The organism is Flavobacterium sp. (assembly GCF_025352425.1).
GTDB lineage: Bacteria > Bacteroidota > Bacteroidia > Flavobacteriales > Flavobacteriaceae > Flavobacterium.
Map to the genome: position 1 here is coordinate 17,133 of NZ_JANXTI010000055.1, position 24,403 is coordinate 41,535.

Here is a 24,403-nt window from a genome sequence, read left to right on the forward strand (position 1 = left end):
ATGAAAAAAACAATAGTATTCACCGTGGCACTCGCGACAACCTTTTGCCTTGGTGTCGCTTTTAAGACTGCCACAATCAAAGAGGAAACAATGAAAAAAGTGACAGGTATTGGCGGCATCTTCTTCAAATGCAAAGACCCTAAGAAAATGACCGAGTGGTATAAAATACATCTTGGATTAGACGTAAACCCTTATGGAGCAACCTTTGAGTGGTATGAAGGCGCCGATGGTAAAAAGAAAGGACAGACACAATGGACGCCCTTTAAAGAATCAACTACCTACTTTGAACCTTCAACAAAAGACTTTATGATTAATTACAGAGTGGCCAATCTTGAAGCATTGGTTGCCCAACTAAAAAGCGAAGGCGTAACCATCGTAGATAAACTGGAAACATACGACTATGGTAAGTTTATACATATCCTGGACGCAGAAGGAAACAAAATTGAATTATGGGAGCCTCTTGATTAAATATACCCACAGACTTATTTAAACTCTTCCCTTTTTCTCGCTTCAATAAAATCGTTTAATCTTTTGCCATACATTGATTTTCTAACTTTTGGGGTCATCGATTTCTGGATGGTGTCAATAAACTTTAAATTAATGTCATATATCTCAGCCAAAGTTACATAAGGTGCCACTTCATAATTGGCGTGGTTAACAGCAAAATTGGTGGTGTAAAGGTATTTTCTTTTTAAAACCTCTTTTTGTTCTTCATCAATTCTGTTGGCTTCCTCAGCATTGTTGGCCTTTTGTGCCTTGAATTTCTTTTCATACAAAGTCAAATCCTGATCTACATATCTTGACACCACTTTTTTGTATTCATCATATAGCTCCTGATTTTTGGAACCGGTGATTTTCGCATCCGCAGTAAAGAAATCTAACGAGGTTTCGATATTCATTTTCCCTTTTTCGGCAAAGAAAGGAATGTTATTATCCAGAGAATTGGTTACGCCGCGGTCTAAAAACAAATACAGCATTTCGGGCGATGCCAAATCAAACTCGCTGGTAAAATGAGAATCACCGTCAATTTTTATGGTATCAATAGCGACTAATAGGGTGTCTTTTATTTTCTGGATGTATAAAGTTCCATTTTTCAATCCTTTAATATTCCCGGTTAACACAAAGTTCTTGGTTGATTTTTTTTCCGAACAGCACACTAAAAGCAAGATTGAAAATAGGACAATAATCGATTTACGCATGGTTTAAATTTTTGGCAATGATACTAAAAAAATCCTCAATCTGATGAACAAATTGAGGATTTGAAGTTGCTTCCCGATACTTTCAAAATCAAAGCTTTTGAAAACTCAAAGCACCAAGAGTTTTATCCTTTTAGCCAAGAGTTATTTAATTTCGACTTAGATTCATCCGTAAGTTTATAGCCTTCCATTTCATCAAAATCCAGTTTAATTTTTCCATTGATGGTTTGATCTACGCCTTTTCTTTTGATTTTAACACTGATAGCATCGTCTGTTTTCCAGTTTTGGCTTATCATTATAAGGTCATAAATATTGTCCAGATTATACGCTTTGTCATTAAATGCTGTGATAACATCACCCCCTTTTAATCCCAATGTATTCATAAAACTGTTCAACGGGCTCCCCGGAATTACTACAATTTCCTTTGTTGTAGGGTTAACAGTTATAAACGGTGTAGTCTGATCTTTTAAAAACGGATTTGCCTGCACCTGAACTTTAGCTTTAGCAACACCCATTTTTGCAAAATACTCATCATAAGGAATTGGTGTTTTCCCGGCAACATAGGTGTTTAAAAAAGCACCAACTTCAGGATAAGTCAACTTTGTTATTTTATCAAAAAGTTCGTCATCGTTAAAAGGTTTATTTACACCATATTCATTTGATAAATCTTTCATCAGGCTTAAAATTCCTCTTTCGCCATTGCTTTTTTCCCGAATGATAATATCAATGCACATTCCGATTAAAGCCCCTTTTTCGTATACGTTCAAATATTGATCTTTATAAGGAGCAACCAATACATTGGCGCTCATTTCCGTAAACGGCATCGTATCGTTTAAGGTGGCAGCGTTGTTTATTTTGCCAACCATTCGTTGGTAAAATTCGTCTGCAGTAATTAAGCCTTGATTTATCTGGAATAAATTCGCAAAATATTCTGTTACGCCTTCATACATCCATAAATGTTTTGACATTTTAGGGTTGCTGTAGTCAAAATACTGAATTTCCTTTGAATGAATACTCAATGGCGTTACCGTATGGAAGAACTCATGTGACACTACATCTTTTAACTGTTCGCCCAATCCTTCCGTATCCATGCTCTCAGGAAAAACTACTGTAGTTGACGTATGATGCTCCAAGGCACCGTAACCTTTGGCATCATTTTTTGCCGCATCGGATAAATACAATAATACAGTATATCGTTTATTGGTATTGATAGGTCCTAAAAAAGCTTTTTGGGCACGCATTGTTTTTTCTAAATCGGGTAATAACTCTTTAGCAGAATGCAATCCTGTTGGCGAATAGACACTAAAAACAATCTCCATTCCACCTACATTGAACGTTTCATAATCCGCTTTAGAATACATGATTGGATTGTCCGTCAAGTCAAAATAACGGCTTGCAAGGAAAGTATCTTCTGTGTTACTCTTATTGGTGTCTAGTAAAGAAGTAGCACCGGAAAGATTTGCCGGATGAAGAATCGTAAGTTTATAAGGTATTTCAGTTAGTTGTGTTTTGTCCTCAAAATAACCCACAAAACCATGAATGTTCACCATGAAATTCTTTCCTTCAAGGATATTTGTACCGGCCGGTGAAAAAATGTCTTCTTTTCCGAAACCTTTCCCTGATTCAGAATCGTAAGTGTCATTGACGCTATAGGTTACTTTTGCTAATGATTTGGCATTAGAAATTTTCCATGAGTTATCATCTGTTTTTGAAGTAGTTAATTGTTTTCCGTTGGCGTCCAACGCTTTAAAATCATCCACTAGTTTTCCGTAATTATCGGTAGAATAGGTGCCGGGAACTGTCTTCGGAATGTGAAAAATAATTTGGTTTGAGGTGAACTTTGGCGGAGTAATGGTTATGCCAACCTTATCATCCTTTACTTTATTTAAATCAATGATTGCAAATACCTGATTCAAGTTTACATTCTTTTTTACTTGTTCTTTTACAGGTAACTTTCGGGAATGTTTTTTTTGTGCAGCAGCATTAAAACCTATTACAGATAAAGTGAAAATGGCACTTAGAAGTAGTTTCTTCATTATCAAAATTTAAATTTTAAAATAAGTCACCAAAATTAACCATTAGTTACAGATGGTTTTTATTTTTTTAGATATGATTAACTAAAAGGCGGTATTTAACATAAATAAAAAACTCCTGCATACAGGAGTTGAATTTTCAGTCAAATTTATTTTTGATGTAGTACTTGCTGTCTAAATCATCTAAATCATCAAGGATTGGTTTGGGTTTTGGCTTACTTCCCACCGCTTTCTTCTTCCAAAGTTCAAATTTATCTTTTGACAATCGTTTGCGCATTAGTTCCGTCACTTCATTTTCGGAGAGGCCGAATTCCTCTTTGATTACTTCAAAAGGCTTTCTTTCCTCTTGGGCCATGCTAACAAGTCTTTCTAATTCTTCGATGCTAAGTTCAGCGAGTCTACTTTTTTTCATTTCTGTAAAAGCAATTTAAATGATAAGAAGGTTAATGGTAATTTGTATTCCAATATTAATAAAAAAAATAATCAGTTGACGCACATCAATAGCTTTTTTTAAAAATCTTAACAATTCGGGGGACGCCTTTTTTGAAATGGAATAACCAAAAGATTTGACAAGCGGTTATTTTCTTCCGGCTTCATGTGAGTGTCGACACCGTATACTAATTTTTCCCTGTCCAGGGTTTTAAAGGTGCCGAACAATCTGTCCCAAACGGAAAAAATATTGCCGTAATTACTATCCGTATAAGGCAAAACATAATGATGATGAACTTTGTGCATATCAGGCGAAACAAGAAAATAGCTAAGGAAATTATCGAGTTTCTTAGGCAAAATAATATTGGCATGGTTGAACTGTGTGGCAACAACAGATAAGGTTTGGTATAAAAAAACCAGCCACATCGGAGTTCCAATAATCAAAACTCCAAGCGTTGTAAAAATAAACCGCAGCACACTTTCTCCCGGATGATGCCTGTTGGCGGAGGTGGTATCAATCCATGTATCCGTATGATGTATCAGATGAAACCGCCATAAAAATTTCACTTTATGCTCAATCAGATGAATCAGATAAGCGCCAATCAAATCCAAAAGCAATAAGCCAACAATAGTATAAATCCAGATATTGAATTTAGGAAGCCAATTTAAAAGTCCAAAATGACTTTTAACGGTCCATTCAGCCGCTTTGAGTAGAATCAATGCCAGACAGAAATTAACAATCATGGTAGTCACTGTGAAAAATATATTGATTCCGGCGTGATGCCGTTTGTTATAGTCGAACTTAAACAACGGAATGGCAGTTTCTATCAGCCAAAAGAAAGCAATTCCGCCGGCTAAAATTATCGCTCTGTGAGAAGAAGGAATAGTAGAAAAATAATTTATTATCTCGTTCAAAGTAAAATATTTAGCTCAAATATAATAAATCTGATTATTTGATAATCCGGAAAGTGAGATTTATTCTAGGACCGATTGTTTTAGACGTTTTCGGAATCTGATGTTTCCAAAAATGCTGTGTTGCGCCTTTCATAATCAACAAACTTCCGTGTTCTAGTTTTATCTTTAGTTTCTGTTCCTTAATCGTATTATGCTGCAAATGGAACATTCTTTCCGCACCAAAACTCACTGAAGCAATTACTGGATTTCTCCCTAATTCCTTTTCATTATCAGCATGCCAGCCGTTGCTATCTTTGCCATCACGATAATAATTGAGTAAAACGGTAGTGAAATTTTCGGCACAAATTTCTTCGATTTCATTTTTAATAAATAGCAACAACGGATTCCATGAATGTGGTTGCATCACAATATTTGAGTAACTGTACGACTTGCCTTCATTGCCAAAAAGCGCAGTCAATCTAGGTTGCAGATATGTTTTCCCGAATAAGGTAATGTTGTCATGCTGCCAAGGGATTTCGCTTTTTAATTTCTCGAAAAGTTCATTGGCACGATGCTGCGAAAAGAAATTGGGATAATATTCAATTTCAGCATCGGGAACATCAAAAGCTATTTTTTCTTGGGGGAAAAGTGAATTCATCTGTCAAAAATAAAAAAAACGATTGAGTTCATCAACCGTTTTTATTGAATAATAAAGTAATTAGTTATCGGAAATTAATTTACCCACCAATAGCAATCATACTTCGGTTTTGAGAGAACAGCTCCGGATTTTGGAATTTTAAATCGTCGTCCATGCCCGCACGTACTGCTTTTTTAGAAAGCAGGTTTTGTTCAATTAATGGAATAATAGATTCGCCGGCACGCAACGTTTCCAACAATGGTGTTTCAGAATTGGAAAACAGGCAGTTCTTTAGTTTACCGTCAGCCGTTAACCGAATACGGCTGCATGTGCTGCAAAAGGGATTGGTAACCGAACTGATAATAGCAAAGCTTCCCATATGGGAATTAATTTTAAAGTTTTTAGCGGTATCATTCGGAGCATCTTTCAAGCGTTCGATTTCAGAAATGAAATATTTTGATTGAACTGTTTCCATAATTTCAGCAAAGGAAACTAATTTTGATTTGTCCCATTGGTTACCACTGAACGGCATAAACTCAATAAAACGAACCTGGATATTTTTGCTTTTTGTAATTTCAATAAAATCCAGTATTTCATTGTTATTAAATGATTTAATTAAAACTACATTAAGTTTAATATTAAGTTTTTCTTGTAATAATAAATCAATATTTTTTTGGACAATGTCAAAATATTCCCGTCTGGTAATTTTGTTAAACTTGTCTTTTACCAAACTGTCAATGCTGATATTTACGGTTTTGATTCCGGCTTCTTTAAACGTCTCAATAAAATTAGCAATCAAAATTCCGTTAGTTGTAATGGTTAAATTCACACCTAATTTTCCCAATCGCAAGATAATATCATTTGCATCTTTCCGAACCAATGGCTCGCCACCAGTCAATCTAATTTTGGTTACACCAAGACTAACAAAGGTTTGCGCAATGGAAACAATTTCATCAGCTGTCATGAGTTGTGGTTTTGGCGTAAGCGAAATTCCGTCTTCAGGCATGCAATAGGTGCATCTCAAATTACAATGTTCTGTGATTGAAATACGCAAATAGTCATGTTTGCGACCGAATTTATCTTGTAACAGTCCGTTATTTTCCATGATCAAATCCATTCAATAATTGAAATAAATGCAATATGGATGGAAAAACCGCATCAATCGATTCTGCTGCACCATTGGTTGAACCGGGTAAAGCCATTAACAACGTATCGCCTTTAAACCCGACAATACTTCTTGACAACATGGCAAATGGCGTTCGCTCTTGTCCGTAGGAACGAATGGCTTCTTCGATTCCCGGAATTCTTCTGTCAATCAAGGGAATAATTGCTTCCGGAGTTATATCTCTTTTAGACAAACCCGTTCCACCAGCCAGAATAACTAAATCGGTTTTCTTATTACAAAGCTGATTTACACTGTTTTGGATTTCCTTTATTTCATCTGGAATAATATTGTAGTTAGAAATAGTCAGCCCCAATTTTTCCAGCTTTTCAATAATGATTTTTCCGGCGCTGTCTTTCTTTTTTCCGGAGGAAACAGTATCGGAACAAACTAAAACGGCAACATTTAAGCTTGGATTATGCTTGAGATTGTAATCTGACTTTCCACCTTTTTTCTGAAGTAATTTTATCGTTGAAATTTCTACGTTTTTATCAATTGGTTTCAGCATGTCGTACATTGTCAAAGCTACAATTAATGCGCCATGCATAGCTTCAACCTCAACGCCAGTTTTGTAAATGGTTTTTACTGTTACTTCAATTTTGATACTGTCAGTCAAACATTCAAATTGAATTCCGGTATATTCAATCGGTATTTGGTGGCAGTCGGGAATCACGCATGACGTGTTTTTTACAGCAAATAACCCAGCCGTTCTGGAAACTTCCAACACATCGCCTTTTGGTACTTTTTTGTCCAAAATTGCCTGAATAGTTTCAGCCGAACCAACCTTTACAATGGCTTGTGCCACAGCAGTTCTTAAAGTTGTTATTTTATGTGTGATGTCGACCATATTAAGTATTTTTTTTCCAGGAATAAGTTTCGTCATCAAAGATTTCCTTGCCAAATACCGGAACTTTCTGTTTTATTTCTTCAACCAAAAATTCTATGGCGGAAAAAACCACTTTCCGTCTTGGCGCAGAAACAAAGACAAACAAACAAATTTCACCTGTTTTTACGATGCCTAAGCTGTGGTAAATATGTAAACAAGTTAAGTCATATTTGGCGAAAGCCGCTTCTCTAATCTCGTAAATACTCTTTTCTGCCATTTCTTCATAAGCCGAATACTCAATAGCAACAACAGTTTTGCCATCAATTTCATCCCCACGAACCTGCCCGAGAAAAATGTTGTGCGCGCCAATTGTTATCTTGGTTTGGTGTTTCGCAATGGAATCTCCAATGAAATGGGCAGCAATGGCACCCTGAATGAATGCTGTTTTTTTGGGTTTATCTGTTGTCATTACTGATTTTTGCTAAAGATTCTATTCCTTTTTGTAAATGAAAAGCATTCGCAAACCCTTTTTTTATAAGATAGTCAACTGCTAACTCACTTCTGTTTCCATGTTGGCAAAGCAAAATAATTTTCTGATTTTTGTCGATATCATTTAGGAAATTATCCAATTCCGACAAAGGTACGTTTTTGATATTTTCCAAATCCAGTTTTGGCTCTTCATATTCTTCCCGTATGTCAATTATAAGGGAATTTTCAGTTGCAAAAAAACCACCCTCAAAAATGCTTTTATCTGCAATTATAAATTGATTAATATAATTTGTACTCTTCTGAATTTTAATAGTTTGAAAATCATTATATAAACTATTATACAAAATTAATTCACCGCTTAAAACAGCACCGATTTCCAAAATAATTTTCAGTACTTCATTCGCCTGCATTGCTCCTAAGATATTTGGAAAAACTCCCAAAACTCCCGAATTATTACAATTTGGAATGGCTTCTAATCGTTCATTTTCCGGAAACAAACACCGATATGTTGGTCCGTTTTTATAATTGAAAACCGAGAGCTGTCCTTCAAATTTATGGATTGAAGCATACACCATTGGAATTTCTTTAGCAACAGCGATGTCATTTATCAGATAACGCGTAGCAATATTGTCCGAGCAATCCACAATGATTTTGTAATCAGAAATAATATCAGAACAATTTTGCTTTGTAAAATACTCCGAATATTGATTTATTGCGACTTTTGGATTTTGTCTCGAAACAATTTCAGCAGCAACTTCGACTTTTTTTCGTCCACAATCATTCAACGTGTATAAAAATTGGCGGTGTAGATTGGTTTCATCCACAAAATCACCATCCACAATTCCGATAATTCCAACCCCGGCGCCAACCAAATTCTGCAAAACGGGGCAACCCAAACCTCCAACGCCAATTATCAACACCTTGGCTTCGGCTAGTTTTTGTTGGCCCGAAATCCCGATTTCAGCCAATACTATTTGTCTTTCGTATCGTTTCATTTTTTTATTTCATCCTCCGGCAAACGGTGGTAAAAAAGCAATTATATCGTTGTTTTTTAGTTCAACATCATTTTGTAGGAATTTTTCATTTACAGCTATTGAATAATTAATAACCAGTATTTTAGGGTATTTTACTTCTATAAATGATTGTAATTTTTTTACGGTATTTGAATCTTGCCCGATAAAAATAGGTTCTTCCTTTTTTTGGGCAATATCTGCTATAATTCCGAAATATTTTAGGGTTACTTCCATTAGATTGTGTACAATTTAAAGATGGCAATTAGCAATACTACAGCCAGAACATTTCGCAATACGAGCGTATTCATTTTTTTACTTCCTAAGTAAGCGCCTAGAATTCCACCAACCAAAACCACGGCTATCAATGATACTGACGAAATTGGAAGCGTTCCTCCTTTGGATACAAATCCGAAAAGCCCTGAAATGGAATTTACAAAGATAAACAAAGCAGAAACAGCGGCGCTTTTTTTGATATCTGCCCAACTTAAAAGCAACAGCACCGGACTTAAAATGATTCCACCGCCAATGCCAATCAATCCTGATAAAAATCCAATTAGCGCACCAATGAATAATGCCAATGGAATGTTTACAGGTTTCAATTCGCCTTTTTGTTTTCCGAATAAACCAATTAATCTCCCTACTGCAAACAAAAGAACCGTGGCTAGGATTATTTTATAAATATGTGTTTCTATTGTAATGATTCCACCTAAGAAAGAGAACGGAATGGAAGTTATCGCAAACGGGTAAAACAATTTCCATTCAAATTTTTTCTCACGATAATAAAAGAAAAACGAAATCCCTGAAACTAGTATATTCAGCACTAAAGCTGTCGGTTTCATAAACGTAACCGGAAACGCAAACAAACTCATCAAAGCGAGATAACCGCTGGCGCCGCCGTGTCCGACACTGGCATACAAAAACGCTACAAGCAGTAATAAAATGAGTAATAACGGAGATTGAACGAGTTCGCCTGAGAGCATATTTCTAAAAATTAACGAACTGTAAATATAAAGACAATTATGATTTTAGATTGGATAAACCGAAACTTTATCACCTTTTAATAATTGGTACTTTCCATCCGCAACATAAACCAGGGCATTTGCAAGTGCAAAGGAATTCAGCATTCCCGAATCCTGATGCGAGAGTATCATAACCTCATCATCAGTAATTGAAGCTTTCAGAAACTGGGAACGTGGATTATCAACAATAAAATCATGAGTCAGATTCCTGTTCAGTTGCGAGCCGTATTTACAATCCATTCCCGAACGTCGTTGTAACGTTGGCAGCACATAGACATAAAAACAAGTCAGGCTCGCTGCTGGATTTCCGGGTAATGCAAAAATGATTTTATCGTTTTGCTTACCAACTAATAAAGGCTTTCCTGGTTTTTGATTGACTTTATAAAACAGCGTTTCTACTTTTAAACTTTCCAACGCCTTGCCTACAAAATCATAGTTGCCAACCGAAATTCCGCCCGAAACCAAGATAACATCATTCTCGCCAATAGCTTTTTCCAGTGTGTTTTTTGTGTTCTCTAAATTGTCGTTTACTTTGTAAAGCGAAACAGCATTGAAATTTGCATTAAATAAAGCCGTTTGCAGCATTATTGCGTTGCTTTCGTATACTTTTCCTCCTGATAAATTTTCTCCGGCAGAAACAAGTTCATTTCCTGTTACTACAATTCCAACACTTGGTTTTTGAAATGCTTTGACTTTGGTAAATCCCAATCCCGTTAAAAATCCAATTGCGGCAGGGTTTAGAAATGTTCCTTTCTCCAACGCAACATCGCCTTTCATTATCTGTGCGCCAAGCTGACGGACATTGGTTTCCGGTTTTATGGATTCTTCCAACTGCAATTCCGAACTAGTAATTGTCACTTTTTCGATTTGAATTACGGCCTGCGCCGAATCGGGAACTGCAGCACCGGTGAATATTTTTACGGCTTGACCAAATTTTAATTCTGTATCGAAAAAATCACCAGCTTTCACTTCGCCGACTATTTCATAATGCAATGAATCGTGGAGCGAAATTGCAAAACCATCCATCGTGGCTTGTCGAAACGGCGGCATATAGATTGGTGAATATACAGTTTCTGCCAACACATGGTTTCGGGCTTCAAACAAGGGAAGTTCAATTATTCGTTTGGAATAATTCAGGTTTTCAAGTATCGAAAAAGCTTCGGAAGTAGAAATCATCTGTTTTGGTTTTTAACCCTGATTAACTGCGCGGCCACGCTAATGGCAATTTCCTGAGTCGTTTCGCTTTTTATATCAATGCCGATTGGCGCATATACTCTGGCTATATTATCTTTATCAAAACCATCTTCTACCATTTTTGAAAATAAGGTTGCAATTTTCTCTTTGCTTCCCAACATTCCAACATACTTGAAATTCTTGTTTATTAATTGCCGGATGATAACATCGTCGGTTCGGTAACCAAAGGACATAATGACTACGTAAACGTCATTTCCTTCCGGGATATAATTGTCGATTTCCTCAAAGTCAATTGTTTGCCGTGAATGTGCAAAATTGTTCTGCATCATAGTGTTTAGGTTTTCGCGATGATCGAGAATATGAATCTCAAAATCCATCCGCGAAAGCACTTCGCTTAACGCCAAACCTACATGTCCGCCTCCAATGATATAGACTTTTTGAGGTAATGAACTGCTTTCGGTAAATGACCATTCCGGATTTTCAGAAGGAACATTTATGCCAAGATTATTATAAAAAATTTGAAAATTATCTTCGTTTAGAATTTGCTCAACGAGCGGATGAAAATCCGAAGTGACATCATAGAAAGCAACCGTCTGCCGACCGGAGCATATCATTCCCGATTGGTCTTTGGGTGCTGATTTGTCGTGGATTTGGTGTTTTACAAAGGGTTTATGAGGTGGTTTGTCCAAAAGCGATTGCGCATATTCCACCAGCTTATGTTCCATGATTCCTCCGCCAATCGTGCCAAACATTTCATTTTTGGCAACAGCCATTTTAAAGCCTTTTCGTCCCGGACTGCTGCCTTCATTGGCAATTACAATCATCAATACCAACCGATTTTCCGACTGGAGGACTTGGGAAAGTTTTTTGTAAAAATCTAAAATCATTGTTTCGTTTATGAAACTGGTGATATGAAAAACGAAGTTATGGAATATTATTTAACATAATTTGGAGAAACACATGTTTTCCAATATTCAATTATCGTTTTTAACGTATCTCTTAAATCGGAATATTTTGTTGGCTTGACAAAGAAACCCTGAACCGATTTTGAATAGGCATCAATTATAAACTGCTGCTCGGCTGTTGTAGAAAAAAATAAATAGGGAATGCTCTTTAACCTTAAATCCTCATTGTTGTGGATTTTTTCCCTAAGTTCCATTCCGTTTAATTTGGGCATATTGATATCAGAAAATACAATAAAAGGCTCTACATCATTGTTTACTAAATGGTCCAATGCCAATTCGCCGTCACCAAAAAAGCGAATTTCATTTTTATATCCTAATTCCTGGAATGCTTCTAACATCAACTCCTGGTCATCCTTATCGTCTTCAATCACTATTATTGGCCCATTTTTATTCATCTCTTTTTTTATTGAATTTCAATGTCAATATTACGAATTTAATATTCTACATTTTGATTTTCGGGAATTCATTTTGTATTGTCCCAAAAATAGTCTGAGCGTTACGATTAAAAAATTAACTTTTTATCCTTAAGTTTGTATGTTTGCCTTACCGGCAAATTAAAAATAATTTACAGTGCACGGAAGAAAAATATACAGCAATCGCGTTTGGGTCGAAAATAAATTACAACCCGCAACCATAAGTCATAACAACGGAACTATTACAGCCATTGATTTTGAAAAATTAAATGACGCCAACGATTTTGGTAATGCTATCATTATGCCTGGTGTAATCGATGTTCATGTTCATATAAACGAACCCGGAAGAACGGAATGGGAAGGGTTTGAAACCGCCACTCAGGCCGCAGCTGCTGGTGGAAGCACGACCATTATCGATATGCCTTTGAATGCAAGTCCGGTAACAACAACTTTGGATGCGTTTAATCAAAAACTGGATGCGTCAAAAGGGAAAATGAATGTCAATGTAGGTTTTTATGCCGGACTGATTCCCGGAAATGCTAAACACTTAGATTCGCTAATTCGAGCCGGAGTTGTAGGTGTAAAATGTTTCCTTACGCATTCCGGAATTGATGAATTTCCGAATGTGACCGAAAAGGATTTAGATGAAGCAATGCCAATTATTGCCAAACACCAGATTCCGTTATTGGCACACTGCGAATTATATGATGAAGAAGTGGATTGTGATTTTGACAACAATCCAACAAGCTACCAGCATTATCTGGCGAGCCGTCCAAAGAAATGGGAAAACGACGCCGTCGACTTAATGATTAGGATGTGCCGCAAGCACAATTGCCCGGTTCATATCGTTCATGTTGCCTCTGCTGAAGCGTTATCCAAAATAGAACTTGCCAAAAAAGAAGGATTGCCAATTACTGCCGAAACCTGTACACAATATATTTTCTTCAATGCCGAAGATATTCCCGATGGAAATTGCATTTATAAATGTGCACCACCAATTCGCGAAAAAGCAAATAATGAGCAATTAAAACAGGCTTTTGTTTCGGGTGTTTTGGATTTTATTACAACCGACCACTCGCCTGCTCCACCCAATATCAAAGAAATGGAAAGTGGTAATATGAAGAAAGCGTGGGGCGGAATTGCAGGTGTTCAATTCTTATTAACTGCTTCATGGACAGCGCTTAAGGAAACGATGTCATTGGAACAATTTATTCCGTTAGTGACTTCAAAACCAGCACGTTTTATCAAAGCCAATAAGAAAGGTGAAATCAAAAAGGGCAACGATGCCGATTTCGTAATCTGGAATCCTGATGAAAACGTTATAGTAAAACCTGAGGACATTTTTTTCAGATATAAAATAAGTCCATATATTGCGCAAAACTTAAACGGGAAGGTGCTGGAAACAATAGTAAATGGCGCGACCGTTTATCACAATAAATCAATACAAAACAAAAATAAAGGACAATGGCTTTTGCAAAAGTAACTGAAATTATAAAAGAATCACCAGCGTTTACAACACTCACCGATTTAGCTGCCGAAAGATTAGTCGGAAAAGTTTTATATGCAACCGATGATTTTTTCGCCGAAAAAGAAAATTTAATTCTACCAACAAGAGGCATTTTTATTACCGATAAATATACTGACAGAGGAAAATGGATGGACGGCTGGGAAAGCCGCAGAAAGAGAACTCCGGGACATGATTGGGCTGTAATCCAATTGGGTGTTTCAGGAAAAATTAGCGGTTTTGATATTGACACTAATTTCTTTTTAGGAAATCATCCGCCACATGCTTCTGTTGAAGCTGTGAATCTTCCTGATGATTATAAAGTCTCTGATTGGGATTCGGTTGCATGGAAAGAAATCCTACCGAAATCACATTTGGATGCCGGTTCTCAAAACTTTTACGAATGCAAAAGCAATGAAATCTTTACACACTTGCGTTTACATATTTATCCTGATGGCGGCGTTGCTCGTTTCAGAGTATATGGCAAAGTGTTTAAGAATTGGGATGCTGTTTCAACAAATGACACTATCGATTTAGCCGCGGCGATTAACGGCGGACAAGCGATTGCCTGCAACGATATGTTCTTTAGTGCGATGAGTAATTTGATTATGCCAAATCGTGGTGCTAACATGGGCGACGGTTGGGAAACTAAACGTAACCGAACTCCAAACAATAGTGATTGGGTTATTTTGAAACTAGCGCATAAAGGAACCGTTGATAGAATCGTGGTGGACACTTGTCACTTCAAAGGAAATTATCCTGATAGTTGCTCGATTGAATTCTGCGTAAGCGATAATGACGATTATGTTATCGATGGCGGTGATTGGCAGGTTTTATTACCACAACAAAAATTAAGCGCCGACAACGAACACGAATTTGTAAAAGAAATAAATCCTAATAGCGTAATAACGCACGTCAGGCTGAACATTTTTCCTGATGGTGGCATCAGCCGTTTGCGATTGTTTGGTAAAATCAGTTAACTAGTGTCAATAACTACCTTTGTCATAATTGTTTTGTATGTGGTGTATTTCAGCGTATTGATTACGCTGGGTTATATGTCGTACAAAATGCCCAACTTCTTAAAAGGGAAATCCCAAAAAAATCCTGAAGCCGATGAAGACATCCGTAACACCAGCATGAATTATATTTATGCCGGAATGCTGATGGTCATTGTCGGAATACTGATTAATACTTACATTCTTGTACAAGGCACGCCATTGGAAGCACATATGATGGAATGGCTGAATATTGTCATTCGACTAATGCACATTACTTTCGGAATTGCCTGGATTGGCGCTTCGTTTTATTTTGTTTTTTTGGAAAATGCGTTGAATAGAACTGAAGATGTCCGCGATGAATTGGCAGGTAACCTTTGGGCAGTTCACGGTGGCGGATTTTATTATTTAGAGAAATATAAAGTTGCGCCAAAGACAATTCCGAAACACCTGCATTGGTTTAAATATGAAGCTTACTTTACCTGGCTCTCGGGTTTTTGCTTGTTGTTTGTGGTGTATTATTTCAATGCTTCAGCTTTTTTAATAGATAAGAATGTGTTGGATATTACTGCTACAGAAGGAATACTGATTGGAGTTAGTTCATTTGTAGTGGCTTGGATTATTTATGATAGAATGTGTAAATCTTCGCTAATCAAAAACCAAACAGCTTTTGCCTTGATTGGATTTGTTTTCCTGATAACGTTTGCCTTCTTTTACTGCCACGTATTTAGTGCTCGTGCGGCTTATATTCATTTCGGAGCGATGATTGGAAGCCTTATGGTTGCCAATGTGTTCTTTGTGATTATTCCCGGACAAAAGGAAATGGTGCGTTGTGCCAAATTGGGAATTCCGTTAGATCCAAGTTTAGGTAAAAAAGCATTGGCGCGTTCGTTACACAACAACTATTTTACACTTCCTGTATTATTTGTGATGGTAAGTAACCACTTTCCGTCTACCTTTGGGTATGAATATCCGTGGTTGATCCTGGCAATCATTTCTTTGGGTGCGGCCGGTGTAAAACACTATCTCAACCTAAAAGAACAAAAGAACCTCAACGTATGGATTCTCCCGGTTTCGGTTGTGATTCTTCTGGCAGCCTGCTTTATTTCGGCGCCAAGCCCGAATCCGTATGAGTGTAAAAAAGAAGTAAGCATTACCGAAGTTCAGGCGATTGTTCAGAAACGTTGTGTCCAATGCCACTCTTCTTCGCCAACTGACGATGTTTATAAAACCGCTCCAAATGGCGTGAAATATGATACACCACAAGAGATTTACAATAAAAGAGATTTGATTATGCAGCGCGTGGTTGTTACCAAAACGATGCCCCAAAATAATAAAACCAACATTACCGAAGAAGAACGAAACATGATTCGATGCTGGATTGAGCAAGGCGCGAGTTTGAAATAACAAGACCGCGAATTCAAAAATTAATTGAGTTTATAAAGACAATAATTTGCGAATTTGCGGTAAAAATTTTAGACTAAATTTACATTTCAAAGAAATAAATATGAATTTATTAGCATTTAATACGCTACCCGAAGAAACTGCGAAGAAAGAACTTTTCGCCTGTTGCGGTTCCGAAAAATGGTCATCTTCAATGATGAAGCACTTCCCTTTTGCTTCCGAAAAGCAGTTGGTTGATTTGTCTTCCAAAGTTTGGTATGACGAATGTAGTGAAGCGGATTGGAGAGAATCGTTTACGCACCATCCGAAAATTGGCGATGTGAAAAGCCTCACCGAAAAGTTTGCCGGAAAGGAACAAGCAGGGGTTGCAGTTGCAACATCGGAAACAATTGAAGCATTGGCGAAAGCCAATTCTGATTATGAAAACAAAAACGGTTTTATCTTTATTGTTTGTGCTACCGGAAAATCAGCAACAGAAATGTTAGCCATACTAAATGACCGTCTGCAGAACACTGCCGAAGAAGAACTGCATATTGCAATGGGTGAACAGCAGAAAATATCTATAATCCGCTTTAAAAAGATGCTGCCGGACGGCGATTTCAGTTTCCTTAAAGTAAGTCAAATCACAACCCACGTTTTAGACACCTCAACCGGGATTCCCGGAAAGAACATCTCCATCCGATTACAAGCTTTCAGGAATAACATCTGGCAAACCATAGCGCAAGGCATTACCAATAGTGACGGTAGAATTCCTGATTTACTTCCGCAAGAGCGAAACCTTAAACCTGATACATATAAAATGATTTTCGATACCGGAAATTATTATTCGAATACCAAAACCTTTTACCCAAAAGTGGAAATCATTTTCAGCACTTTTGACGAAACACATTATCATGTGCCTTTGTTGGTTAATCCGTTTGGATATAGTACTTACAGAGGAAGTTAAGGTGAGAGAAAAGAAGCAAGAAGCAAGAGAAAAGAATATAGAGAATAGACTAGAAGTAATTATTATGACTATACCATCAAATAAAAAAGAACAATTGTTCAACAGTTTAAGCAAAGCCAATTCGACTTTCAACGATATTTATCCTGGTGACCGAAGCGAGCGCCAGCCTGTGCATACCTTGTATGGCGGAGCAAACCTTTTTAAATCGGATGCACCAATCCTATTGGGACATCGTGCTTTGGAAATATTGGAAACGTATGCACCTAATCATGAAGTTTTTGGAAAGGCATTTGGTCTTACGGGCGGGACCGATTTCAGTAAACGCATTTATGATAAGGTCGTGGCGAAATTAAAAACGGAGGCGATTGAAGATTTCCGTATTGATTTTGAAGATGGTTACGGAAACCGAAGCAATGAAGAGGAAGATGCAACGGCTGAATCTACAGCAAAAGAAGTTGCCAAAGGAATGGTCGCCAAAACGCTGTCACCATTTATTGGTATCCGAATCAAGCCATTTACCGAAGAAATGAAAGAAAGAGGTTTGCGTACATTAGACATTTTTGTTTCTACTTTAGTAAAGGAAACTGGCGGAAAATTGCCTGATAATTTTGTGGTTATGTTGCCAAAAGTTACTATTCCCGAACAACCTGAAACGCTTGCTAATTTCTTTACCATTTTAGAAGAAGAATTAGGTTTGGCAAACGGAACGTTGAAAATGGAAATGATGGTTGAAACTACACAGGCTATCATGGACATTCACGGAACAAACCCGTTGTACCGATTCATAAAAGCGGCGCAAGGAAGATGTATCGCGATGCATTTTGGGACTTATGATTATACAGCCAGTTGCAGCATCACGGCAAAATACCAGGAAATGGATCATCCTGTTTGCGATTTTGCACATCACGTTACTAAAGTAGCTTTGGCACACACCGGAATTTGGCTGAGCGATGGCGCTACGAATACGATGCCTATCGGTCCGCACCGAGGTGAATTAACTACGCAACAAGAAAAAGAAAATATGGAAGTGGTTCACAGAGCGTGGAAAAAAGGATACGACCACATCCGTCATTCGTTATGGAATGGATATTATCAAGGCTGGGATTTAAATCCGGCACAGTTCCCAATGCGTTATGCGGCGGTGTATGCCTTCTTTCTGGAAAGCTATGACGATGCCGTTGACCGTTTGAAAACCTTTGTGGAAAAAGCAGCGAGGGCCACATTGATTGGTGATGTATTTGATGATGCCGCAACCGGACAGGGATTATTAAATTATTTCCTTCGTGCTTTAAACAGCGGAGCCATTACCGAAGAAGAAGTTTTAGCTACTGGATTGACTTTAGATGAAATTCGTGGACGTTCTTTTAAGAAGATTTTGGAGAATAGGGCAGCAAAATAATTTGCTTCATATAAAAGAAACCGCATTTAACTAATGCGGTTTTTTTATGTTTTACCCTTCGGAACACCAATAAATACAAGGGCTAAATTTAATGCGGATAAACTAATCATTTTATGCGGATAAATCGAACGGTTTATGCTGATAAACTGAACGGTTTATGCGGGTCAATTGAAAGAATGATGCGGATGGTTCGGAATTACGGATGTCTTTATTTCTCTTTAGCATGATTTATATTTTTGTGCTACCGAGTTACAAAAAAACGAGAATTATGTAACTATTATCCTAAATTGCTGCTTTATTCAAATCTATAGGTTATATTTGGTTATCCGCAACAAACTAAAACCCGGACCCATCATTATGAATAACCCTTCAGCACCAAAGAAAATTACTTGGATTATAGGATTGATTTGTGGTATACTTGGCATTATTGGACACTATGCCGATGTTCAGGTATTAAAACAATATGAGTACACGCTATTACTTGTCGGGTTCATTGTTTTGGCATTAGGAACTACTGTAAAAGGAATCTAAAAAGATCCTTCTACAAGTCAATCAAACCGCCAACACTGCACGAAATCCTCTGGCAGCATAATACGATTCAGCTCCGTTGTGGTATAGAAAAACCGTATCATAACGTCGGTCACAAAACAGCGATCCCCCTAATTTTCTAATGGCTTCTGGGGTTTTTACCCAACTTGAAGTCTTTAAATCGAAGTTTCCTAATTGCTGTAAGTACCGGTATTGTTCTTCGTTTAGAAGCTCCACTCCCATTTCGGCCGCCGCATTCATAGCGCTGGCTTTTGGTTTGTGTTCCTTCCTTGAATCCAATGCCCGCTGGTCATAGCACAGACTTCTTCGCTCTTTAGGGCTTTCATCCGAACAATCGTAGAAAATATATTCGTTTGTCTTTGCATCATAGCCAACAACATCTGGTTCACCACCGGTTTCCTCCATTTCGTTGAGCGACCAGAGCTTTTCTGGATTTGAATTTAACTTTGTTTCAACTTTTGACCAATCAATATTCGCATGACGTTTTTTATTTTTCTCAAAGCGTTCTTGCAATACTTCAATCAGTGCTGAAGATTGTTCTGTTGACAATTGCTTTTTATTTGCCATAGCCAATTATGATTTTTTATACAAATCCATTAAAACTTTCTCAGGAGTATAAGGCGCATTAACAGCCAAATCTGCATCAGGATTGAATGCTTTTACTGCGTTACGGATGGCAAAGTAAGCACCTATTCCATACATCAACGGTGGCTCGCCTACTGCTTTTGATTTCTTTATTGCCAGGTCGTGGCCTTCTGATTCCAGATGTTGTATGTTGATTTGCTTCGGCACCGAATAAATATCGGGAACCTTATAGGTTGATAGCGCATTGGAAAGCAATCTTCCCTGATCGTTATAAACGATTTCTTCTAACGTCATCCAGCCAATTCCCTGCACCAATCCACCTTCTATCTGACCATTGTCAATATCGGTATTCATACTTTTTCCGAAGTCGTGGACAATGTTCACGCTGTCAAAATCGTAAGTTCCTTTCAGGCAATCAACCGTCACTTCAAGAATGGCGGTTCCGTATACATGGTATGCAAACGGATGCCCTTTTTCCTTGCTCTTATCGTAATTAATGATTGGCGTGGCATAATGGGAATGCTCACTTAACGCAACTCTCAGTACAAATGCTTTCATCACCAAGTCGGTCCAGCTGATCTCAGTAGCCTTCTCATTGGCAAAAACGAATTCATCATTAAGCTGGATTTTATCCGTGTTCAGTTCCTTCTGTGCAACCATTACTAGTCTTCCCAACAAAGCATTGCACGCCATCTCCAAAGCTTTCCCGTTAAGGTCGGCTCCCGCACTGGCAGCTGTAGGTGAAGTATTCGCAATACGCAAAGTATTCGTCGATTCGATACGAACGCGAGAAGCCTTGATTCCGAAAGTCTGTGTCACTATCTGAAGCATTTTGGTATTGACGCCCTGCCCCATTTCTACCGCGCCGGTACTAACGACAACGCTTCCGTCATGGTAAATATGTACCATAGCACGTGCTTGGTTCATCATCGTATTGGTAAACGAAATCCCAAAACATATTGGTTGAATTGCCAATCCTTTTTTGAAACGTGTATTGGTTTTATTAAATTCAGCTACCCTTGCTTTTTGAGTATCGTAGTCGTAGCTTTTCATACAAGTTTCCCATGTATTCCTCGCTTCCACTTGTTGCAATATTTGTCCGTAAGACAACTCATCGCCATCAACAACAAGATTTGCTTTTTGGATTACGGAAGGATTTACATCTAATGATTCGGCAGCTTTTACAATAGCAGCTTCAATGGCAAACTTTCCCTGCGGTCCGCCAAAACCACGGAAAGCGGTGTTTGGAGGTAAGTTGGTTTTACAGCTGTACGCTTTGGCAATAACATTCGGAACAAAATACGCATTGGTAGAATGAAACAAAGTTCGCTCCATCACCGCAGGCGACAAATCGGCTGCTGCTCCCGCATTTTGATAATGGGTTACTTCGTAGGCAATGATTTTATATTCTTTGTTTAGTCCTATTTTGAAATCGGCTGAATAAGGATGTCTCTTTCCGGTCATGCGCATGTCGTCCATGCGGTGCATTGCCATTTTTACGGGTTTGTGTAAAAGCTGCGTTGCCAAGGCGACCATTACCGCCCATGGTGTAGCCTGATCCTCTTTTCCTCCAAAGCCACCACCCAAACGAACGGTATCTATTTCAACTTTGTGCATTGGGATTCCAAGAACTCTTGCCACCATTCGCTGAACAGCAGTCGGACCTTGTGTAGATGATGATATTACGATGCTTCCGTCTTCTTTTGGACGAGCGTACGCACCTTGTGTTTCTATGTATAAATGCTCCTGTCCGTTGACATCGCTTCTGCCTTCAAAAACGTGATCGCATTGTGCCCAGGCTGATGCTGTGTCTCCTAATGTGAATTGTCGCGGAGGCATTATCAGTTTGCCTTGTGCCTGCGCTACTCTTGGATCAACAATTACGGGTAATTCTTCGTAATCAACGGTAATCAATTTTGCTGCCTGACGGCAATGATGTTCGGATGTTCCAACAATTATGGCGATGACCTGTCCACGAAAGTGAACTTCGCCTTCAGCCAATAAGGGTTCGTCGGGAATGATTCCGCCAATTTGGTTTTCACCCGGAATATCTTTTGCAGTAATGATTGAAACAATTCCGTGACTGTTCAAGGCAGCTTTATAATCAACACTTTTTATTTTGGCATGAGCCACAGTCGAATCAAAAGGAAGTGCATACAAAGTTCCCTGCAGTTCCTGAATATCATCGAGATAAATAGATTTTCCTTTAACGTGATTATGTGCGTCTATATTAATCATATCAGGTCTTCCATTTTAATGATTTCAGGGAAAAGTGTGATGAAATGCGCGAAGAACAATTGGCGTCCCAATAATCTTTTATAGGCTTCCGTTCCGCGTGCGTCGCTGATTGGCGATAATTCTGTTTGCAGGATTTGCTCTGCTTCTTTTATCACTGGGACAGTGATTGATTTATTTAGAAGAAACTCTCCGGTCTTCGTCAAATATTTCGGAATAGGCCCTACTCCACCCATTGAAGCATGTGCTTCGGTGATGTTATTTCCATTTGTTGAAATAGAGATTGCCGAGTTCACACTTGCGATATCTAAATATTGTCGTTTACAAACTTTTTCGAAATTGAATTGCGTTTCGTTTACAGGAAGATCAAAAGCGATTTCGGTGATGATCTCATCTGCTTTTTTATCGAGTTGTTTATAGCCTAAATAGAAATCTTTCAGCATTACTTTTCGACTGACATTTGCCCTATTGTTCAAGGTCAATTGTGCTTTCATTGCCAGAAGTATAATGGTGAAATCCCCAATAGGCGAACCATTGGCAATATTTCCGGCTATGGTTGCTATGTTTCGGATTGGTGTTGACGAAAGTAATTTTAAATGCTTGTACCAATTTGGAATAGTTTCCAATAATCTGGCATTCTCCATCAAATCAGTAACGGTTGCTGACGATTTTAGAATACACCTATTTCCATTAAAAGTAATTCCATTTAATTCACTTCTATCAAACAGGTAATCCAAATCATATTCATGCAAATCGTCATGTTTCTGAACGTATAAATCGGTTCCGCCACCTATTGGAATCTGGCTATTAGAACTGATATTTTGGATTTCCGCATGCGCGGAAATGACAAACGGTGTTTGAATTGCTTTTATTCTTTCTTCAATATCTAAAAAATAATCGGGAACAAACTCATTATTAACCAACCATGCCATTGAATCGTTTTGATCTTTTGAAACTAATTTAGTGGCTAATTGCGCCGAAGCTCTTTCAATAGTTTTGTAACCTGTGCAGCGACAAATATTTCCATCGATGGCACTGATTGCATTTTCCAATGTTGGTTCCGAACAGGTTAAGGCAAAGCCACACATTGAGTTTACAAAACCCGGCGTACAGAAACCACACTGCGTTCCCGAGCAATCAACCATTGCCTGTTGTGCCTGGTTTAATTTGTCTGGCAGGTTCAGGCCTTCCACGGTAACAACATGTTTCCCCTGAATGTTTGGCAGTGGCGTCAGACAAGAAGTGGCACTCATGTATTCGAGTTTTCCGTCTTTAATTGTTCCAATCAAAATTGTACAGGCACCACAATCGCCTTCTCGACAACCTATTTTTGTCCCGCGCAGGTTTTCGTCATAACGAACAAAATCAAGCAATGTTGTACTTGCCGGCTTGTCGGTTTTGATGAGTTGGTTATTTAATATAAATTGAATCATGCCGCTTTTTGGAATCTAATACTCTATTTTGTTGATGTTTTCCGACCATTTTCTAAAGGCTTCCAAAGCTTCTTCATTCATCATCTGGATGGTTTCCAACTTCCTGTTTTGATAAGGCAATTCCAATTCTTCATAAATAAACTGGTCGTCGAAATTGATATCGGCAGCATCTTTTTTGGTATTGGCAAAGTACATTCTGTCGGGTCTTGCCCAATAAATGGCACCAAGACACATCGGACAAGGTTCACAGCTTGTATAAATTTCACATCCATCTAATTGAAATGTTCCTAATGCCGCACACGCATTTCTAATAGCTACCACCTCAGCGTGGGCAGTTGGATCATTTGTAGAAGTTACACTATTGGCGCCATGGGCAATGATTTTTCCGTCTTTTACGATTACGGCACCAAAAGGCCCGCCTTTGCCAGACACTACATTTTCAATCGACAGGCGAATGGCTTCCTGCATAAATTCAGTTTGTTTTTTAGAACACATATTGTTATAATAATATTTAAAATATACTTGAGTGCCTCAAAATTTTTGAAGCCAATAAAGATACGAATTGAAATGGTTTGGGAAAATGTTTTCTTGAAATTGTGATACTCGTAAAGTTCAGTTTAATCCATAAAAAAAGGAAAACTTTCGTTTTCCTTTTGGAGCCGGCGGAGGGACTCGAACCCACGACCTGCTGATTACAAATCAGCTGCTCTAGCCAACTGAGCTACGCTGGCGGCGTAATAGTTCTGCAAATATAGAAGTGAAATTTAATTCACCAAAACATTTTCTAACTTTTTTCTATGAAAGAGCGTTGATTTTTTCAACCAATTGATTTGCAGTTTGTTCTAAATCTGAATTGATTTGCTTGAAATGCGCTTTTTTATTCTCTACGTTTTTTGCATTAACTTTTTCAATCAAACCGTCAAAAGACGTGATAGCTTCATCAATGATAGCGTTTGTTTTTTCAGATGGCTTTCCTGAAGTTGTCATTTCATAAATGTAAACTGCTTCAATAATATCACCCAATACGAAGTTAATATCTTTCTTTAAATTTCTAACACTTGGCATTTTCTTTAATTTTAAAAT

26 protein-coding genes and 1 tRNA gene are annotated in these 24,403 nt (G+C 37.9%); 7 read left to right on the plus strand and 20 right to left on the minus strand.

Going from position 1 to position 24,403, the window contains the following annotated elements:
- Positions 1-468, plus strand: coding sequence for a VOC family protein (locus tag Q0Q99_RS07430; protein WP_367175006.1), 468 nt, complete (start codon positions 1-3; stop codon positions 466-468).
- 14 nt (positions 469-482) lie between these two features.
- Here Q0Q99_RS07430 and Q0Q99_RS07435 read toward each other — a convergent pair whose 3' ends face one another.
- The 14 genes from Q0Q99_RS07435 to Q0Q99_RS07500 all read right to left on the minus strand — a co-directional run bounded on the left by Q0Q99_RS07435 (position 483) and on the right by Q0Q99_RS07500 (position 12,252).
- Positions 483-1,199 (minus strand): DUF4369 domain-containing protein, encoded by a 717-nt coding sequence (locus Q0Q99_RS07435; protein WP_293893713.1) that lies wholly within the window; start codon positions 1,197-1,199, stop codon positions 483-485.
- A 122-nt stretch (positions 1,200-1,321) separates the two neighbouring features.
- Complete coding sequence (locus Q0Q99_RS07440) at positions 1,322-3,232, minus strand: peptidase M61 (protein ID WP_293893716.1); 1,911 nt, start codon at positions 3,230-3,232, stop codon at positions 1,322-1,324.
- Between the two features lie 136 nt (positions 3,233-3,368).
- The gene (locus Q0Q99_RS07445) at positions 3,369-3,641 is read right to left on the minus strand and encodes a TIGR03643 family protein (protein WP_293893719.1); all 273 of its coding nucleotides are present in this window, start codon (positions 3,639-3,641) and stop codon (positions 3,369-3,371) included.
- Between the two features lie 107 nt (positions 3,642-3,748).
- The gene (locus Q0Q99_RS07450; protein ID WP_293893722.1) at positions 3,749-4,573 is read right to left on the minus strand and encodes a sterol desaturase family protein; all 825 of its coding nucleotides are present in this window, start codon (positions 4,571-4,573) and stop codon (positions 3,749-3,751) included.
- A gap of 34 nt (positions 4,574-4,607) precedes the next feature.
- Positions 4,608-5,210, minus strand: a complete 603-nt coding sequence (locus Q0Q99_RS07455; RefSeq protein WP_293893725.1) for an alpha-ketoglutarate-dependent dioxygenase AlkB — start codon at positions 5,208-5,210, stop codon at positions 4,608-4,610.
- Between the two features lie 79 nt (positions 5,211-5,289).
- Complete coding sequence (gene moaA, locus Q0Q99_RS07460; protein ID WP_367175007.1) at positions 5,290-6,294, minus strand: GTP 3',8-cyclase MoaA; 1,005 nt, start codon at positions 6,292-6,294, stop codon at positions 5,290-5,292.
- Complete coding sequence (gene moaCB / locus Q0Q99_RS07465) at positions 6,284-7,198, minus strand: bifunctional molybdenum cofactor biosynthesis protein MoaC/MoaB (protein ID WP_293893729.1); 915 nt, start codon at positions 7,196-7,198, stop codon at positions 6,284-6,286. Before moaCB ends, moaA begins: the two co-directional genes overlap by 11 nt.
- Before the next feature lies 1 nt (position 7,199).
- Positions 7,200-7,646 (minus strand): molybdenum cofactor biosynthesis protein MoaE, encoded by a 447-nt coding sequence (locus tag Q0Q99_RS07470; RefSeq protein WP_293893732.1) that lies wholly within the window; start codon positions 7,644-7,646, stop codon positions 7,200-7,202.
- Positions 7,633-8,661, minus strand: coding sequence for a HesA/MoeB/ThiF family protein (locus Q0Q99_RS07475; protein ID WP_293893735.1), 1,029 nt, complete (start codon positions 8,659-8,661; stop codon positions 7,633-7,635). Before Q0Q99_RS07475 ends, Q0Q99_RS07470 begins: the two co-directional genes overlap by 14 nt.
- 9 nt (positions 8,662-8,670) lie before the next feature.
- On the minus strand, positions 8,671-8,913 hold the full coding sequence (locus Q0Q99_RS07480; RefSeq protein WP_293893738.1) for a MoaD/ThiS family protein: 243 nt from the start codon (positions 8,911-8,913) through the stop codon (positions 8,671-8,673).
- On the minus strand, positions 8,913-9,659 hold the full coding sequence (locus Q0Q99_RS07485; protein WP_293893741.1) for a sulfite exporter TauE/SafE family protein: 747 nt from the start codon (positions 9,657-9,659) through the stop codon (positions 8,913-8,915). Before Q0Q99_RS07485 ends, Q0Q99_RS07480 begins: the two co-directional genes overlap by 1 nt.
- Positions 9,660-9,704: 45 nt before the next feature.
- Complete coding sequence (locus Q0Q99_RS07490) at positions 9,705-10,874, minus strand: molybdopterin molybdotransferase MoeA (RefSeq protein ID WP_293893744.1); 1,170 nt, start codon at positions 10,872-10,874, stop codon at positions 9,705-9,707.
- Complete coding sequence (locus Q0Q99_RS07495; RefSeq protein WP_293893747.1) at positions 10,871-11,779, minus strand: XdhC family protein; 909 nt, start codon at positions 11,777-11,779, stop codon at positions 10,871-10,873. Before Q0Q99_RS07495 ends, Q0Q99_RS07490 begins: the two co-directional genes overlap by 4 nt.
- 47 nt (positions 11,780-11,826) lie before the next feature.
- The gene (locus tag Q0Q99_RS07500; RefSeq protein WP_293893750.1) at positions 11,827-12,252 is read right to left on the minus strand and encodes a response regulator; all 426 of its coding nucleotides are present in this window, start codon (positions 12,250-12,252) and stop codon (positions 11,827-11,829) included.
- Positions 12,253-12,427: 175 nt separating this feature from the next.
- Between Q0Q99_RS07500 and allB the strand changes: the two genes are divergently transcribed.
- From allB to Q0Q99_RS07530, 6 genes are all read left to right on the plus strand, one after another.
- Entirely contained in the window at positions 12,428-13,753 is a 1,326-nt protein-coding gene (allB, locus tag Q0Q99_RS07505) for an allantoinase AllB (RefSeq protein ID WP_293893753.1), read from the plus strand.
- Positions 13,735-14,754 carry an allantoicase gene (alc, locus tag Q0Q99_RS07510; RefSeq protein ID WP_293893756.1) on the plus strand — a complete coding sequence of 340 codons (1,020 nt, stop codon included), beginning with the start codon at positions 13,735-13,737 and terminating at the stop codon, positions 14,752-14,754. The genes allB and alc overlap by 19 nt, the downstream gene beginning before the upstream one ends.
- Before the next feature lie 3 nt (positions 14,755-14,757).
- Entirely contained in the window at positions 14,758-16,176 is a 1,419-nt protein-coding gene (locus Q0Q99_RS07515; RefSeq protein ID WP_293893759.1) for a urate hydroxylase PuuD, read from the plus strand.
- A 100-nt stretch (positions 16,177-16,276) separates the two neighbouring features.
- On the plus strand, positions 16,277-17,119 hold the full coding sequence (uraD, locus tag Q0Q99_RS07520; RefSeq protein ID WP_293893762.1) for a 2-oxo-4-hydroxy-4-carboxy-5-ureidoimidazoline decarboxylase: 843 nt from the start codon (positions 16,277-16,279) through the stop codon (positions 17,117-17,119).
- Positions 17,091-18,518, plus strand: a complete 1,428-nt coding sequence (locus Q0Q99_RS07525; protein WP_293893765.1) for an aldolase/citrate lyase family protein — start codon at positions 17,091-17,093, stop codon at positions 18,516-18,518. The genes uraD and Q0Q99_RS07525 overlap by 29 nt, the downstream gene beginning before the upstream one ends.
- 357 nt (positions 18,519-18,875) lie before the next feature.
- The gene (locus Q0Q99_RS07530; RefSeq protein ID WP_293893768.1) at positions 18,876-19,049 is read left to right on the plus strand and encodes a hypothetical protein; all 174 of its coding nucleotides are present in this window, start codon (positions 18,876-18,878) and stop codon (positions 19,047-19,049) included.
- A 21-nt stretch (positions 19,050-19,070) separates the two neighbouring features.
- Here Q0Q99_RS07530 and Q0Q99_RS07535 read toward each other — a convergent pair whose 3' ends face one another.
- From Q0Q99_RS07535 to Q0Q99_RS07560, 6 genes are all read right to left on the minus strand, one after another.
- A complete protein-coding gene (locus Q0Q99_RS07535; protein ID WP_293893771.1) occupies positions 19,071-19,634 on the minus strand; it encodes a DUF4256 domain-containing protein in 564 nt (187 codons plus the stop codon).
- A 6-nt stretch (positions 19,635-19,640) separates the two neighbouring features.
- Positions 19,641-21,890: a molybdopterin cofactor-binding domain-containing protein gene (locus Q0Q99_RS07540; protein WP_293893774.1), complete on the minus strand. Its 2,250-nt coding sequence runs from the start codon at positions 21,888-21,890 to the stop codon at positions 19,641-19,643.
- Positions 21,887-23,320 (minus strand): FAD binding domain-containing protein, encoded by a 1,434-nt coding sequence (locus Q0Q99_RS07545; protein WP_293893777.1) that lies wholly within the window; start codon positions 23,318-23,320, stop codon positions 21,887-21,889. The genes Q0Q99_RS07540 and Q0Q99_RS07545 overlap by 4 nt, the downstream gene beginning before the upstream one ends.
- Before the next feature lie 15 nt (positions 23,321-23,335).
- A complete protein-coding gene (locus Q0Q99_RS07550; RefSeq protein ID WP_293893780.1) occupies positions 23,336-23,815 on the minus strand; it encodes a nucleoside deaminase in 480 nt (159 codons plus the stop codon).
- 159 nt (positions 23,816-23,974) lie between these two features.
- Positions 23,975-24,051 (minus strand) — tRNA-Thr (locus tag Q0Q99_RS07555).
- Positions 24,052-24,115: 64 nt separating this feature from the next.
- Positions 24,116-24,385 carry a hypothetical protein gene (locus tag Q0Q99_RS07560; protein WP_293893783.1) on the minus strand — a complete coding sequence of 90 codons (270 nt, stop codon included), beginning with the start codon at positions 24,383-24,385 and terminating at the stop codon, positions 24,116-24,118.
- Positions 24,386-24,403 lie beyond the last annotated feature (18 nt).